Origin of the sequence: Paraburkholderia hiiakae (assembly GCF_904848665.1) — a bacterium.
Lineage (GTDB): Bacteria > Pseudomonadota > Gammaproteobacteria > Burkholderiales > Burkholderiaceae > Paraburkholderia > Paraburkholderia hiiakae.
This window is the reverse complement of sequence record NZ_CAJHCQ010000003.1, coordinates 43,534-58,859: the sequence shown is the minus strand read 5'-3', so window position 1 is coordinate 58,859 and position 15,326 is coordinate 43,534. Positions and strand designations below refer to the sequence as shown.

General features: G+C 56.7%; 14 protein-coding genes. 3 read left to right on the top strand and 11 right to left on the bottom strand.

Annotated features, from left to right (window positions below; translation table 11 throughout):
- The first annotated feature begins 2 nt into the window (after positions 1–2).
- The 3 genes from JMY28_RS07350 to JMY28_RS39315 all read left to right on the top strand — a co-directional run bounded on the left by JMY28_RS07350 (position 3) and on the right by JMY28_RS39315 (position 2,373).
- Positions 3–764, top strand: coding sequence for a lysophospholipid acyltransferase family protein (locus JMY28_RS07350; protein ID WP_201695263.1), 762 nt, complete (start codon positions 3–5; stop codon positions 762–764).
- Between the two features lie 178 nt (positions 765–942).
- Positions 943–1,821, top strand: coding sequence for a M48 family metallopeptidase (locus JMY28_RS07345; protein WP_201695599.1), 879 nt, complete (start codon positions 943–945; stop codon positions 1,819–1,821).
- A gap of 135 nt (positions 1,822–1,956) precedes the next feature.
- Entirely contained in the window at positions 1,957–2,373 is a 417-nt protein-coding gene (locus tag JMY28_RS39315; protein ID WP_268960624.1) for a serine O-acetyltransferase, read from the top strand.
- Between the two features lie 41 nt (positions 2,374–2,414).
- Here JMY28_RS39315 and JMY28_RS07335 read toward each other — a convergent pair whose 3' ends face one another.
- From JMY28_RS07335 to JMY28_RS07285, 11 genes are all read right to left on the bottom strand, one after another.
- Positions 2,415–3,191, bottom strand: coding sequence for a heparin lyase I family protein (locus JMY28_RS07335; RefSeq protein WP_201695262.1), 777 nt, complete (start codon positions 3,189–3,191; stop codon positions 2,415–2,417).
- A 7-nt stretch (positions 3,192–3,198) separates the two neighbouring features.
- Positions 3,199–3,951 (bottom strand): WecB/TagA/CpsF family glycosyltransferase, encoded by a 753-nt coding sequence (locus tag JMY28_RS07330; RefSeq protein ID WP_201695261.1) that lies wholly within the window; start codon positions 3,949–3,951, stop codon positions 3,199–3,201.
- A 69-nt stretch (positions 3,952–4,020) separates the two neighbouring features.
- The gene (locus JMY28_RS07325; RefSeq protein WP_201695260.1) at positions 4,021–5,139 is read right to left on the bottom strand and encodes a glycosyltransferase family 4 protein; all 1,119 of its coding nucleotides are present in this window, start codon (positions 5,137–5,139) and stop codon (positions 4,021–4,023) included.
- Positions 5,136–6,389, bottom strand: a complete 1,254-nt coding sequence (locus JMY28_RS07320) for a VpsF family polysaccharide biosynthesis protein (protein ID WP_236596750.1) — start codon at positions 6,387–6,389, stop codon at positions 5,136–5,138. The genes JMY28_RS07325 and JMY28_RS07320 overlap by 4 nt, the downstream gene beginning before the upstream one ends.
- A complete protein-coding gene (locus JMY28_RS07315) occupies positions 6,386–7,510 on the bottom strand; it encodes a glycosyltransferase (protein WP_201695258.1) in 1,125 nt (374 codons plus the stop codon). The genes JMY28_RS07320 and JMY28_RS07315 overlap by 4 nt, the downstream gene beginning before the upstream one ends.
- A complete protein-coding gene (locus tag JMY28_RS07310) occupies positions 7,507–8,931 on the bottom strand; it encodes a lipopolysaccharide biosynthesis protein (protein WP_268960623.1) in 1,425 nt (474 codons plus the stop codon). Before JMY28_RS07310 ends, JMY28_RS07315 begins: the two co-directional genes overlap by 4 nt.
- A complete protein-coding gene (wecC, locus tag JMY28_RS07305) occupies positions 8,924–10,168 on the bottom strand; it encodes a UDP-N-acetyl-D-mannosamine dehydrogenase (RefSeq protein ID WP_201695256.1) in 1,245 nt (414 codons plus the stop codon). The genes JMY28_RS07310 and wecC overlap by 8 nt, the downstream gene beginning before the upstream one ends.
- Before the next feature lie 27 nt (positions 10,169–10,195).
- A complete protein-coding gene (gene wecB, locus JMY28_RS07300) occupies positions 10,196–11,344 on the bottom strand; it encodes a non-hydrolyzing UDP-N-acetylglucosamine 2-epimerase (RefSeq protein ID WP_201695255.1) in 1,149 nt (382 codons plus the stop codon).
- Positions 11,345–11,394: 50 nt separating this feature from the next.
- Positions 11,395–13,608, bottom strand: coding sequence for a polysaccharide biosynthesis tyrosine autokinase (locus tag JMY28_RS07295; RefSeq protein ID WP_201695254.1), 2,214 nt, complete (start codon positions 13,606–13,608; stop codon positions 11,395–11,397).
- A gap of 3 nt (positions 13,609–13,611) precedes the next feature.
- Positions 13,612–14,055: a low molecular weight protein-tyrosine-phosphatase gene (locus JMY28_RS07290; RefSeq protein WP_201695253.1), complete on the bottom strand. Its 444-nt coding sequence runs from the start codon at positions 14,053–14,055 to the stop codon at positions 13,612–13,614.
- Entirely contained in the window at positions 14,052–15,314 is a 1,263-nt protein-coding gene (locus tag JMY28_RS07285) for a polysaccharide biosynthesis/export family protein (protein WP_236596749.1), read from the bottom strand. Before JMY28_RS07285 ends, JMY28_RS07290 begins: the two co-directional genes overlap by 4 nt.
- Positions 15,315–15,326 lie beyond the last annotated feature (12 nt).

The window sequence follows — 15,326 nt, the reverse complement described above, 5'->3', positions numbered from 1 at the left end:
CGATGCGCTTTCTCCGCTCCCTGCTGCTGTTCATCTACTTCATCGTCTACACGATGCCGTACGCAACGGCATGCTTTATCGCGTTTCCGTTCATGAGTGCGACGCGGCGCTACTGGATGGCCGTGGGCTGGTGCCGCTCCACGCTCTTCGTCGCGCGCTACCTCAATGGCATTCGCTACCGCATCGAGGGCATGGAGAACCTGCCCAACGGGCCGGCCGTGCTGCTCTCGAAGCACCAGTCCGCCTGGGAAACGCTGGCGTTCCCCGCGCTCATGCCGCGGCCGATGTGCTACGTGTTCAAGCGTGAGTTGCTGTTCGTGCCGTTCTTCGGCTGGGCGCTGGGCATGCTGAAGATGGTCCACATCAACCGCAAGGAAGGCAAGAACGCCTTCACCTCAGTGATACGCCAGGGCAAGCAGCGCATGGCCGAAGGCGCATGGGTGATCATGTTCCCCGAAGGCACACGCATACCGGTGGGCAAGCAGGGCAAGTACAAGACCGGCGGCCCGCGCTTCGCCATTGAAACGGGCGCGCCCGTGGTGCCGATCGCGCACAACGCGGGCCACGTCTGGCCCCGAAACTCGTTCATCAAATATCCGGGTATAGTCACGGTGTCGATCGGCAAGCCGATCGAGACGACCGGACTCACGCCCGACGAAGTGAACACGCGCGTGGAGCAGTGGATTGAAGCGGAAATGCGACGCATCGATCCTGAGGCGTATCGCGAAACGGATGGCGCAGCGGCGAAAGCAGCGCGGATTTGAGACACCGATGCTTGAAGTGCTGGCTCGCGTTGCGCGGAGGGTTGGCGCGCGAGTGTTGGCGCTGTTCGCCGCACGGCTGAGCGCGCCGCGCAACGCTGCGCCAGAAGCCCCGCGCAAACGCCCTGCGAAAAGCGGCAAATGCCCACGCCGCGCACGCCCATCCGCACCAGACCTGACGATGCAGAAGTCCTCCGCGCCGCGCCCAAACGCGGCACTCGACAACCGGCAGCTCGACTTGCCGCTCTTTGCTGAACCGGCGCCTGTTGTGGCGCCTGCGTCGCCATCCCCTTCCCTCCCACCGACTCGAACACCTCCAGGCGAGCCCGGCAAGGCACCGCTCGCGCCGGATGGCACGCGGCTGCGCACTGTCGTGCTTGGCACGCACACGCTGCATTACCGGCTCAAGCGTTCGTCGCGCAAATCGATTGGATTCGTGATTGACGGTACTGGGCTTAGCATCACTGCACCCAGGTGGGTCACGATCGCCGATATCGAGACCGCTATCACCGAGAAGCAGCGTTGGATATTCGCGAAGCTCGCCGAGTGGCAAACGCGCACGGAGCAGCGAGCCTTGCCGCGCGTGGTTTGGAGCGATGGGGCCGAACTGCCTTTTCTTGGCAAGCCGATTACGGTGAAGCTCGGGGCTTCGTTGCTAGCGTTTGATGAGGCGACGCGCGTGCTCGCGTTGCCACTGCCGCCGCATGCTGAGGCGCAACAGATCAAAGATCGCGTGACCGGGTGGCTTCAGGGTGAAGCAACGCGCGTTTTTGGTGAGCGGCTTGACGTATATGCCGAGAAGCTTGGGGTTTCGTTTCGGTCCTATGCGCTTTCTTCGGCTGCCACGCGGTGGGGGAGCTGTTCAAGCGAAGGGAGAATTCGCTTGAACTGGCGGTTGATTCATTTTCCCCTCTCTGTTGTCGACTATGTTGTGGCGCATGAACTCGCGCATTTGCGCGAGATGAACCATAGTCCCAGGTTCTGGCAGACCGTTGAATCGATCTTTCCGGAGTTTCGCGAGGCGAGGAAGCAGCTTAAGCAGCATCCGGTGGAGATGTAAGGAAGAGCTGCGAGATTTTCTCGAGACGTTGGCTAACGACGCGTTGCTGACCGCAGAATTAGGAACAGTATTATTGAATCGCGACCGCGTCTCGTGAGACGCTAACGTCTCTCTCCTCCCCTCCTTGGTGTTACGGTGATCTATATCTATCGGTTGGCAAATCTGCTGTTTAAGTTGCGAATACCTGTTTTGCCGTGGCTCCTGAAGATCATGAACCGTATTCTTTTCTCGGTATCCTTGCCACCGTCGGTAGAGGTCGGAAAGAACGTCACATTCGGTTATCAGGGCCTTGGCATCGTCGTTCACAGGAATGCGCGCCTCGGCTCTAATATCATTATCTCTCCCAACGTTGTCATTGGCGGTAAAGGCAGGGGCAAACCGGGCGCTCCGATCATTGAGGACGACGTCATAATCGGCGCTGGTGCCTGCATCCTCGGCGATGTCCGTATCGGTCGAGGCGCAGTTATCGGCGCGAACTCCGTTGTGCTTGCAGATGTTGCACCGCAGGCAACGGTTGTTGGCATACCGGCGCGACCGGTCATGTTGAACTAGAAAAGGCTCAGAGAGAAGCTTTAAACTTTTCTCTAATTATGCTATCTCGCCAAGAAACGATTAACCTCAACGCTTCCGAAAAAAAGTGTTCGAACACTAACGTCCGACGACATAGACTGCCACCACCATTTATAGACACCCATTTTCAAGTATGCTCCCCGGTCGTTGGCATAGGCGTTCCCACACCCTTCGCAGTGAACGACACTAACACCGTTCATCGATAGATCCGTTACAGCGTTCTCTCCCGCATGATCCGGCCGATAGCGCAGGATCCAGCGTATCGCCTTACCCCTGTCTGCTGACGGATTGCCGAATACAAATATATGCGGCGCAGCTTTGGCTGCGTTTCGAATCTCTACCTGGTAGCGCTCATTCACAAAGCGAATGGAAAACGGCGGCGGACCAAGACCACCTTCTGGTCCTTGCAATATCTGTGTGAATAACTCAGGCTGTCGGGAGTCGAATTGGTAGCTCTCTGGAGTCGCAGTTGACCAGGTGATTTGGTATAACTGGTCAGGCTCGAAGTGGAAAATCCGGTTGAATGCGATCTCCCCACGCGGTGTCCCGTTCGCGACGCTATGAAAATCGTCGGATCGATTGATGGAGACGCGCATCACCGGCTCGCGAAACACCGGACTTTCAACAATCGAGATTGCATCGCGCGGAGCCTGAATAGCCAGGCGTGGATCAATACCTTGCGCCCATGTACTGCTATACAGTTTTTCGTAGTCGTTGGCGCCAGTCGTAACCTGCGAGGAGCAAGCCGCATTTGTCAGGACAACAACGACCATCCCTGCGCGTGTCAGTGTCTTTCTCATGGGTGCATTAGGCGGTGGATCCGAATGTTGCTGCAATCCGTGCTTTGATAAGCATCAGTGTAAATTTACTGTTCGTAATCAAATATCGTCGCCACATCCTGCGCGGCTCTTGAATTACCCTGAACACCCATTCCATGCCGGCCATCTGCATCCATCTCGGAGCCCGGCGAACTTTTCCGGCAATAACATCAAACGTGCCACCAACACCCATCACAAAATCGACACCAAGTTGTTGTTTCCAGCGCTCAATAAATGCTTCCTTCTTTGGCGACGTTATTGCGACGAAGAGCAGCCTCGCACCCGACGTGCGAATATTCTCGACCACTTCCTGTTCGTTGTCCCAGAAATAGCCATGGTGAGATCCTGCCACCTTCAATGCCGGAAACTGCGCTTTCAATTTCGCACATACTTTTGCAGCCACTTCCTCTGTCCCTCCAAGGAAGAACACGGGAAAGCCCCGCTTAGCGGCCATTGCGACCAGTCGCCCGAAAAGATCAACGCCAGCGACCCGCTCCGGAACAACATGACCTAACAGGCGAGCGGCCCAGACCACCCCCATCCCATCGATGTTTATCAAATCGCAGTTCCGAACGGACTCCGCAAGACGCGCGTCACTTCTCATATTCACCACTTTTGCGACATTTACGACAACGTGCTGGGTGAACTGCCTACGACTTGTCCGATCTGCAATCCAATTTACCGTTTCATCCATCAACGCGACATCCATTGGGCACGAAAACAGAGTAATTCTCTTAATCATTCATATGCTCGAACTAAATATATGATACGTTTTACTAAACACAATTTCGCAATTCCATATTTAACTCCACTATACGCATGATGCGTAAATTCTGTACAACTCAGCAGCCATCTTTTCCAGAGTGAAATACTCAAGGTAGCGGCGACGCGCTGCAACGCCCAATCTTATTCGAACATCCTGGTTGTCGATCAGTTTTCTGATTGCAACGGCCAATGCTACCGCGTCGCCCGGCGCGACAAGCAGGGCTTCAATATTGTTCCGCACTGCATCGAGAACGCCAGGTATTGACGTCGATATAATCGGCAGTCCGTGCGCCATGGCCTCAAGCACAGCAACGGAAAAGCCTTCACTTCTTGACGGGAGTACGAAAATGTCGGCGCTCGAAAAAACCGATATTTTCTCTTCTCCGCCAATCCAGCCGCCGTATGTGACTACCTTATTCAATCTGCGCGATGTCAGTACCTTCTCGAAGGCCAAAATATCACCAGCGCCATAAACTGTGAGGGTGAACTCCCCAACCCTGCCTCTGAGGATCTCAACTGCGTCTAGCAGAGTTGGAACTCCCTTTGCCTCCGATATCAAGCCCAGAAAAATAATTCTCACGGCGCCCGCGTGTTCCCCCTCTATCGGCGAACGTCCGTGAACCGGGTCCGCAATCCCGTTGTAAACAATTGCACATCGATCCGCGGACACAAAGCACTCCTTCAGGGCGCGCTCCCGCATGTAGTTCGAAAGCACGATCACGTATTCCGCGCGACGCAAGGCCACACGTACAAAGAAGCGTCCCGGACCAACCATTTTCGGATAGCGATCGAAGAACCCTCCGTTGTGTATCTGAAAAACATATCGCGCCCCGAACAGGATGCAGATCCACGCAATCAGCGTTTTTCTGAACAGTGACCCCTTGAGTGCAGCATGAATATGCACGACGTCTACTTCCGATTTCACAAGCGCTCCTCCTACGCGACAGAGCGCATGCAAGAATGCCATCGCTTTGTGAAGCACTCCGCTACCGCTAGGCCGCGTCGTACTTGCGAATTGAAGTTCAACCCCCATATTCTCGAACGCCGTCGCGCCCTCTCCCATTGCGTGTAGCAATGATGCAATTCCGCCGCGCGCCCGCTTGTCTGGGCCAATTTGGAGCGCCCTCAGGCGCCGCTTCGAAGGTTCGTTCATCGTCTTGGTCATCCACCAACGTGCAACCTTTCCTCCAGCGATCTCATCTTCGACGCTGGTCTTTTATGGGAGTGTCGGATGTACGCTGCCGCCCACGCAAATACGAAACACAGGTATAGCGCGGGAGTCTTTGTCACCAAAGAGTTGTTCGTCATGGCAGTCGCCACGAATACCGTGAAAATTGCATAAACTGTCCCGCCCGATCCATGGTTCCAAAGGCGTGACACTCCTTTTCCGCTGGCCCAGAAGCACAAGAACAGCAATAGCGTGCACGCAAGGCCAAACATGAAGATGTACGCAACAAGAAAATTCTCAATTACACCGACGTTCGCATTCTCCATAATCCTGAGGACCTGGTCGGGATCCGTGCCGGCAATGAGATTGCCCCAGTTCAGGCCTTGGAGCATCTGAATGGATTGGAGACGGACACCGGAGCTATCGTCATAGGCGCCCACATTCGCGATACGATCGCCAAATGCCCCAGAGAGCAATACCCAGCCGAGTATTGTCAGGATGATCGGAATACCCATCAGGACGATCGACATCCGTCTGGCAGATTGCAATCCAAAGCGGATGAACCAGATCGCATTCGTCAGAAGATAAACAGCAAGTGCACCTCTTGCACCAAATGCCGACAGAGCACCGATGGTCAAAAGAAAAATAACGACCGACGTCCTTCTCGTCGCGCTCCACTGAAGCGAAACTGCCACCGTTACAAGAACCAGTGCGTTGTTCAATGGATGGCCGTGCAGTGCCGTCGCGCGAAAGTAACCTCCGTACCACGTATCGATAGGAATGAATTCGATTCTAGTGACGACTTCGGTCATTGCCATCGTGCATTCCACGAGTACAAACGCGAATCCCAGCGCCCAGACACGCCTTGCCGTCCTCTCGTTCAAGAATGGAACAATTGCCGCGGCCCAGAGGGCTGACACTAGCGTATCGACAGCAAATCCCAGCGATTGGCGCCCACTTCCCATTGACCTGAAAATGAGAATACCAATTACCACGACCGAACAAATGGTCGGAACGCGAAATCGCCTATCTGAGATCTTCGAATGAGACCGCCCGATGGAGACGCTGAGTACCAGCATGCAAATCAACGTAACCACTACGTACGGGTGAATCTTCATACCCGATGCGCTTTCATCACCCGAGTAGTTCAGCCCAAAATAGTTAAGAGCGGCTCCACTGACGAACAGAGCAAGCGTCACCGCCGAGGTGAACAAACCCGAGACACACCTCGACCTGGAGAAGCTCATGTCGAATAACCCGTTCTGCCACGCTGCCCTTCGTCTGCCCCTCCTAGGAGGCCAACCTGCTCCAGGTAACGGTCTCCGATCTCATTTAGAGAAAACTCACGTGCGCGGGCAATTTGCATCTGCGGATCACCTGCAGAGGTCAGCGATTCAACAATGGCGTTCGCAAGGCCTCGTACATCATCCACGCTCACGAGAAGACCGTACTGACCACCCGCGAGGATCTCTTCCGGACCGTGCGGACACCGTGTCGCAACAACGGGCAATCCAAATGACATTGCCTCGACAATGACATTTCCGAACCCTTCACGTCGGGAAGAACAGACAAACAGATCGGCATCGCGATAGAGGCTGCGAATATCATTCGTAAAGCCCAGCAACCTGACGCAGTGCGACAAACCCAGCTCGCCAATCAAATTCTCCAGTTCTATCCGGTTCGGTCCCTCCCCTGCGATAGTCAGCCTGACATCGGCAATGCTCAACCGAACCTGAGCAAATGCCCGCAGCAGGACGTCGAAACCTTTGTCTTGACAGAGACGACCGACGGCCAGAACCGTCTTGCCGGTCCCGGACGGTCCTGGCACATTCCTGATTTCACCTGGAATAAAGCACGGGTTGTATATGACGGTGATCTTTTCACTAACCCGACCAGCGAGCATGCGCCGGAGATCGTCGGCGACGCCGCCGGATACCGCCACGATAACGTCACTCGTTTGGTACAGGTAACGTCTAAATACCTGCTTGCATTTATCCATCAAGCCGGTGCATTCATAGCCCACAATGGTGAGATGCTCACTGATTACCAGACGCGTCTTTTTCCGTAGACCGACATTCGCAATCAGGGAGATCAGGTTTGCGTAGGGCATGAAGGACAAGACAGCAACAGGTTTCCTCTGTTTGATCATTGCCCTGAATTCCCGAAGCCGGCCAAAATGACCAGAGTGGCACGCCACAAAAATCTTGATTCCATCAGGCAGCGCGTATGCACGTTTCTCACTATGAATGAAGAAAACGACCGTTACGCCTCTCGACAGAAAATGCCGGGCGACCTCTACGGCGACACGCTCTGCTCCCCCTCCCGACAAGTGCGGAATATGAAAAATTACTTCATCATTTTGTATCACAGTCGCCCCTTCAAAGCGCAACGAATCGAACCGATGTTTCCGCCAAAATACATTCCTGCAAACAGCACTATGCCAACTACAGTTGAAATGTAAGTACCCCAAACGTCCGAATTAGGTAGATGAGTTAACGCAAACCGCGAAACACTGCCGCACCATGCCGCGGCACCCGCGATTCCCACGAGAAGTATCCCGCCAGTCATTACCCGCCTCATATCCACCAGCGCCCGAGCAAACGTGGCGCTCACGCCAAGTGAAAACACGTTGGCAATCAACAGCCCCGTTAGCAAGCCGTGCAGACCGTCTAAGCGGGTGCCAAGATAGACCGCGCAAGCCGCCACAAAGAGTGTCGATATATTGATCGTCATCAGTATTTTTGTCTGGGCGTGCAAGTGATAAGCCTGGTCGAAGAAATGCATACGAAATGCACTGATGACGGCAATCGTCAGAAGCGGGAAAACGAGGGGCTCAGCAGCGGTACCCATTGCGTGACCAAGCAGGAGAGGAAGCGCAACGTCCCGCGCGAGAAAGAACGTTATGCAGATGGCAAGCATGCCCGCCAACGTCAGCAAACCTATCTGGGAATGCAATGCCCGGTGACCCGATTCTGAACGGCTCGTCCTTTCCCTTAGCAACCACGGATAGGCAGGTGTCACAACAAGGAGACACGCCGCAGAAATTGCGTTGGTCACCAAGCCGCTCACTGCCGCGTAAACGCCGACAACCTCCGCATTGTTGAACGCGGCTAGGATTGGCCTGTCGATGCGAGTAAGCGCAGTTGTTGCGAGAAATACCGGTACGAGCGGCAGGCCATACCGCAACATCGTTCGTAGCTGCGCCATTTCGAAATGGGCACGCCGGAATACTGAAATACGGTCGTACGCACAGAGCACGGTCTGCAGGATGAAAATCGTAGCGGTTGCACACAATGTCAGAGTCATGGAATGGGTGGTCGACCATGCGGCAATACCCGCTAGTGTTGCACCGACAGTGAGCAGCAAAGAGGCCAGAGCGTAGCGCAGTACCGCGCCTGACGCCCGTGCAATCTCTTGTGCATACAGCGCCGCGCTCTTGGCAAGTGCGACGATGGCGACCATTGCCCATTCCACGCGGGAACCATCGCACAGCATTAGCGCAATGAGCCAACCGACGACTCCGACCATTGCGACAATGATCCACGTCACGTGACTGGTAACGAGATACGAATCCGCCTCGCCATCCCTGGATGTATTCCAGTACCGGACCAGAGCGAGCCTGTGCCACTGGAAACAGACGCCCTGAAATGCCTCAACAAGCGCGAGGTAGACCGCCAAGTGGCCATAGGTTTGCGGGCCAAGGATCCGCGCGTAGATAGTCAACGAAAGCAAGCCCCCAACAAGCGACATCCCATAGCCCGCTGTCAACCCTAGACCCTTCCTAGCCACGCGCCAGCACCCCACGCGTATCAATCACCACTTTCGCCTGCAAGCGAATCGGATCAACCTGCTTGAACTGCGCGTGATCTACGAGAATGACGATCACATCTGCTTCAGCCATCGCGCTTCGCAAATCACAAAGCCCAAGGCGACCTTCTAGCTCGGTTGGGAGAGAACGAATATTCGGCTCGACGGCAACGACTCGCCCTGGGAACCGATCCGCGAGTTCTTTGGCGATCTCAACGGATGGACTTTCGCGCAAGTCATCAATATTCGCCTTGAATGCGAGTCCAAGACACGCAATGAGCGGCTCCCTAAACCGCTTCGCCGCGCGCTCCACGCGCTCGATCACCCAGTGCGGCTTGTCATCATTCACCGTACGCGCGGCACGAATGAGGCGCGCCTGCTCGGGCGCGGAATCAACAATGAACCATGGATCAACGGCGATGCAGTGCCCACCCACGCCCGGCCCGGGCTGGAGAATGTTGACGCGTGGATGTCGATTCGCCAGCTTGATGAGTTCCCACACATTGATATCCAGCCGATCACAAATCAGCGAGAGCTCGTTCGCAAACGCGATATTCACGTCCCGGAACGAGTTCTCCGTAAGCTTGCACATTTCGGCCGTCCGCGCATCCGTCACAATGCATTGGCCGCGCACAAACACCTGATAGAGTTCCTGCGCCGCCTCGCTACACCGAGGCGTCATCCCACCAATTACCCGGTCGTTCTCGACCAGTTCCCGAATCACGTGTCCCGGGAGCACGCGTTCAGGGCAATGTGCAATGCGCACATCAGAGGCATCTCCCATCTGTTGCGGAAAAGTCAAGTCCGGCCGCATCTCAGCCATCCAATCCGCCATCTTCGCGGTCGCGCCAACCGGTGAAGTCGATTCGAGCACAACCAGGTCGCCCCTCTTCAGTACCGGCGCGACTGCACGGCTGGCCGCTTCGATATACGAAAGGTCCGGCTTGTGCCCTTCAGAAAATGGCGTTGGTACGGCGATAAGGAAGGCGTCGGCTGGTTCCGGACTCATAGTCGCCCGCAGATAGCCCTGCGACACCGCCGCGTGCACCAGCATGTCGAGTTCCGGCTCCACAATGTGAATGGCGCCGCGATTGATCGTGTCAACCGCATGCTGGTTCACGTCCACGCCAATGACTTTCTTGCGGCGAGCGGCAAACGCCGCAGCCGTGGGCAATCCGATATAACCCAGACCAACAACCGAAATCGTTTCAAAATTCATAGTAGCCAACACTTGGTTCTCAAAATCTCACGCTGCGCAAGCCGCAGCAGCCCACCAGCCATTCAGCGTGCCTGCGATTCGTTCGCACGCGTGCCCGTCGCCATAGGGGTTATCGCCGCGGCTCATCGCGGCGTATGCATCGTGGTCTGCCAGCAATTGCGTCACGCCCTCGACAATCGCACGCACGTCAGTACCCACTAGCCGGACCACGCCTGCGTCGACCGCTTCCTGACGCTCCGTGGTCTCGCGCATCACGAGAACGGGTTTGCGCAACGACGGCGCCTCCTCTTGAATTCCACCTGAATCGGTCAGGATCAAATGAGCGCGGTCCATGAGGCTAACGAACGGAAGGTAGTCGAGAGGCTCGATCAGGTGAACGTTGACAATGCCGGTAAGCAGGCGATTAACCGGTTCGCGCACGCTCGGATTCAGATGAACGGGATAGACGACGTCTACGTCCGGCCGCGTACGCGCAATTTGTGCAAGCGCGGCACAGATGCGCTCGAACCCGTCGCCGAAGCTCTCACGACGGTGGCCTGTGACCAGGACGAGGCGCCGCGAGGAGTCAAACTTTGGCAACATGCGCTGCGCGTCCTCGCGCAGTTCCGCGTCCGTTGCCAGGCGTTCGCGCACGTGCAACAAAGCATCGATCACGGTGTTCCCCGTCACAACGATTGCTTGCGCCCGCACGCCTTCACGAATGAGGTTGTCGCGCGCCTTTTCAGTAGGCGCGAAATGCAGCGAAGCGAGTGCGCCGGTCAACTTGCGATTAGCCTCTTCCGGCCATGGCGAAAGCAGATTGCCCGTGCGCAATCCCGCTTCGACGTGTGCGACCGGTGTTCGGCCGTAGAACGCAGCGAGCGTCGCCGCCATCGTTGTAGTCGTATCGCCATGCACCAACACAAGATCCGGTTGTGCCTGCGCCAACACGTCGCGCATGCCCGTCAAGATGGACGTCGTGACGTCGTATAGATTCTGGCCACGCTTCATGATGTTTAAATCGAAGTCAGGCTGGATGGCGAATAAGGTGAGCACCTGGTCTAGCATTTCGCGATGCTGTCCCGTCACGCAAACCTGGCACCGAATACCTGGCTCACGTTGAAGGCGCTTGACCAACGGTGCCATCTTGATCGCCTCCGGTCGCGTCCCAAACGTTAGTAGTACTTTTTTTTCCATCGATACCGTGTCCTGTACAAATGGCGCCCTGCGCGCAATGGCTGATAGCCTCAGTCGGGCTTCTTGCTGTAGTTCGAATAGGCGCCGTAAGTCGCACCACGCTCCGGAACATCCGTGAGCAACAGACCGTCCACAACAACGTTCGCGCTCGAGAGTTGTCGCGTGCATTCGCGCAGTTCTGCGGCAGAGTGACGACCATGGCGCACGACCATCAGCGTGGCTCCGGCGTGTTTGCCAATTAGGACGGCATCCGTGACCGCCAGCACTGGTGGCGAATCGACGATCACCATGTCATAGGTCGAAGCAAGCGCCCTGAGCACGTCCGCCAGGCGGTCGCGAACCAGAAGTTCCGCCGGACGGTCGGGAGTCGAACCAGACATCATCACGTCGAGATTTGGCAAAACTTCGCGATGAATGACATCCTTCGGGTCACGTCCGACAAGAACTTCGGCGAAGCCAGGCTTCCTATTGATCGAGAAATAGGAATGCACATCACCACGCCGCATATCGGCGTCGATCAGCAAGATCCGTTTTCCTGCTGCCGCAAGAACGGTGGCGAGGTTCACGGAGACAAACGACTTGCCGACACCCGGCCGCGGTCCAGTAATCATGACGATGTTGTTCTCAGGCTTGAGAACGCCGAATTGCATTGCGGTGCGCAAACTCCGTAGTCCTTCCACTGCGACGTCATCCGGGTATACGGCCGCAAGAACGCCTGGCCTCGTGGGATTGCGGCGTACCGATTGACGCAGCGTCAGCTCCTTGTCGCTGTGCGAGATGATCGCATAGACGGGAATATCTACTGCGTGCTCGATTTCAGCCGGGCTTTCCAGGCCGCGGTTGAACATGCGGCGACCAAGGGCGATCGCGCAACCGAGCAGCAACCCGAGTACGATCGCAAGCGGCAATACGAGAATTTTCAGCGGGCGAACCGGCTTTTCGGGGACGACGGCGTAATCGACAGTCCGCACGTTGCCAAGTTGGCCAGCCTTCAACACGCGTAACTGCTGCGTGCTATCCAGTAGTTTCATATACAGGTCTGTGTTGACCTTCACGTCACGCAGAAGGCGTAGCATTTGCTGCTGCGTCTCTGGCAACCTCGTTACCTGCTTTTCGTACTGGTCCTGCTGATTTTCTAGTTCTGCAATCCGTGCATCAACCGCCGCAATTGAAGGGTGTGACGCCGTAAAGCGCTGGACGAGATCGGCGCGCTGCTGTTGTAGCTCATTCAAGCGCGTCTTCGTATCGACGATCGACTGCAATAGCAGCTTGCCCTGTGTATCGAGATCGATCGCACCAGATTTTTCTCGAAAAGCGTTGTAGCGGGCCTCAGACTGATCGAGCGCGGCCCGCAATTCAGGCAACTGCTCGCTAAGAAAATCCAGCATCTGTTGCGCCTGAGCCGATTTGCGGTCGACGTTTCGCTGCACGTACAAGCTTGCGATCATGTTGATCGTAGCCACAATGCGCGGTGCGTCGTCGCCGTCCAACTTTACGCCGATAATCCCGGATTGTTTCGTCTTCTCAGCAATGTCGAGTGCTTTCTGAAGGTCGGCGACGGTAAGCTGCGTGGAGAGGCGCGTCAAAACGAAATGCGTCCCACTGCGCGCGAGCAACGAAGCTACGTTCAACTCAACTGGACCATATTGCGTCTCGCCGCGAGCGAGTTCACCGACATGCGCCGACAGCACCACGTTGTTATCTGGATCCCGCAATTCATAGCGTTCGTTAGTCAATGTCGTCAGCTTGAATCTCTTCTCGCGAAGCGCTTGCGGTACGTCGAATTTCGTGACGCTGATTCGTTCCCCACCCCAGGCAAAGCTGTCCAGCCCGAGCATCGCGGAGGGCATCCCACCGCCTGCAACGGAGCGGTTACGGGCAATAGCGGCGCCGATCAAGGGAAAATAGTTAGGAACCGCACGGATATCTAGATGCAGCCTTTCGACCGTCTCGCCAACGACCATACGCGACCGAATCAGCTCGATCTCGGCGTCGGCAGTTGCCTTCGACTGAAACAGCGACGCCAGGTCGCCCAGCTTCTCGTTGATCGAACCCATGCCCGAATCGTCGTCCACCTCGATCATCGCGTCTGCGCGATAGACAGGCGTCCCGAGAAAGGCGTAAAGCGCACCGATCATGAAGACAATTGCGGTAACGATACCGATCAACGAGATATTCTCTCGAAGCACGGCAATCAGTTCAGAAAGGTCGATTTCGTCGTCATCCGCAGTATTGACCGGCGGATTTTTCTTAAGAAGAGTCATGATTCAATGAACCTGCTGTCCTGCGAGGACGCCACGCCAGTGCGCGACGCCATGTTCGATCTGTGCGACCGCCAGGTCGAACGTTGCGCGATGTCGCCGATAAGGGTCGACAACGTCAACACCCTCCGTTTCGATCAGTCGATACACCTTGCCGCGCACAAACGGCCAGGCGTGCTCGATCTGGTCCCGCTGCGCCTTCGTCATGGTGAGAATCAGATCGGCACCGCGCACGCGCTCATCGGTGAGCGGTGTCGCCACGTGATCCTTAAGTTGCACTCCGCGATCACGCGCCAGCTCGACGATGAGCGGGTCCGCTCCCTCGCCCACGAGTGCGTGAGTACCCGCCGAACTAAAACCGATAGTGGGCAGCGAACGCGCCAGCATGGCGCACGCCAACGGACTGCGGCAAATGTTGCCTTCGCAAACAACAAGAACGCTCTCGATCATTTCGCCACCAGCCCTGCAGTCAAGCCCGCATTGATTGCAGGAATCAACAACGTCAGCACGCGGTTGAAGCGGACGAGGCCATTGCCATCGACATACACGACATCCTTCGGCTGAAGATCGAATTCCTTGGCAACGAGCATTGCCACCGGCGAACGACCATCCAGATGGAACACTTCAGGCTTGCCGTTCAACGCGCCACGAATCACGAACATTTGCGCCGCGTCCGCGGTAGACGAGTTAACACTGCCAGCCTGAGCGATGGCATCGGCCAGCGTGATGCGCCCCGTGCGACGCGGAATGGCGGAGATCGGCCTGTTGACTTCGCCCATCACGTAGACATCGTTTTCGTCGCGAGCGACGACGCGCAACATGTCGCCAGGCTTGAGGTACAGGCGCGACGGACTCAGGCCGCTGGCTACCATCTGCGTAAGATTGATGCGATGTGATTTACCTTCGCGTACGAGCACGAGGTCGCTTTGATCGGCAGTGTCCGAGAAACCGCCTGCGCGCGAAATCGCTTCGTACAAAGACATCGGGACGTCGTTCACAGCGACCACGCCGGGGGTGCGCACCTCGCCGTCGACATAGACTTCGTGCGCGCGATAGGAAGCCATCCGTACGGTGACTTGTGGCTTAATGAAATAGCGGCCGAGCGCAGCGGTCAAGCGGCGCTGCACGTCCTCCGCACGAAGTCCCGCGACGCGCATCGTGCCCGCATACGGAAACGCGAGTTCACCAGACTGATCGACGACGAAACCGGAGAACGGATCGCCCGGCCGTGTGGAGGCTTGCGACTGCGTGCTACCGAGGGCCGCGGCGAGTTCCGGGTGGTCCCAAACAACGATTTGCAAAACGTCGCCGGCACCGATCGCATAGGGCTGCGGAACCGACGAAAGCAGATCGACCTGCTGTTGCTGCTGCTTCAGACGCGCTTCCTGGGAGCGTTTCACGGAGTCGACGTTGAGTTCCGTGATGGGCACTTCGGGCGTAGCAGAGGTGGCATTCGCCACTTGCGCGCCCGCGCCGTCGGCGACAGATCCCTCGGAGGACGTCGTGTCGGCGTCCGCGCTAGTTGCATCGCTTGGCGCGGCCTGAGTCGTTCCCTGGGAAACGGACATGCGCATGCCCGGTGCAACGGCACAGGCGCCAAGCGCCATGCAGAGCGCGATTGCAATGCCGCCACTCGCAAGCCGGGCGGCGGTGTCGCGCCGCTGCCCATGACCGGAGCGACTACACGGTTGATTGATTCGTTTCAGCACTTCTACATTCCG

Bases quoted from the DNA above. Each gene is read 5' to 3' on its own strand.
- JMY28_RS07350 (WP_201695263.1), top strand. From the start codon at position 3: ATGCGCTTTCTCCGCTCCCTGCTGCTGTTCATCTACTTCATCGTCTAC.
- JMY28_RS07345 (WP_201695599.1), top strand. From the start codon at position 943: ATGCAGAAGTCCTCCGCGCCGCGCCCAAACGCGGCACTCGACAACCGG.
- JMY28_RS07335 (WP_201695262.1), bottom strand. From the start codon at position 3,191: ATGAGAAAGACACTGACACGCGCAGGGATGGTCGTTGTTGTCCTGACA.
- JMY28_RS07330 (WP_201695261.1), bottom strand. From the start codon at position 3,951: ATGATTAAGAGAATTACTCTGTTTTCGTGCCCAATGGATGTCGCGTTG.
- JMY28_RS07325 (WP_201695260.1), bottom strand. From the start codon at position 5,139: ATGACCAAGACGATGAACGAACCTTCGAAGCGGCGCCTGAGGGCGCTC.
- JMY28_RS07320 (WP_236596750.1), bottom strand. From the start codon at position 6,389: ATGAGCTTCTCCAGGTCGAGGTGTGTCTCGGGTTTGTTCACCTCGGCG.
- wecC (WP_201695256.1), bottom strand. From the start codon at position 10,168: ATGAATTTTGAAACGATTTCGGTTGTTGGTCTGGGTTATATCGGATTG.
- wecB (WP_201695255.1), bottom strand. From the start codon at position 11,344: ATGGAAAAAAAAGTACTACTAACGTTTGGGACGCGACCGGAGGCGATC.
- JMY28_RS07295 (WP_201695254.1), bottom strand. From the start codon at position 13,608: ATGACTCTTCTTAAGAAAAATCCGCCGGTCAATACTGCGGATGACGAC.
- JMY28_RS07290 (WP_201695253.1), bottom strand. From the start codon at position 14,055: ATGATCGAGAGCGTTCTTGTTGTTTGCGAAGGCAACATTTGCCGCAGT.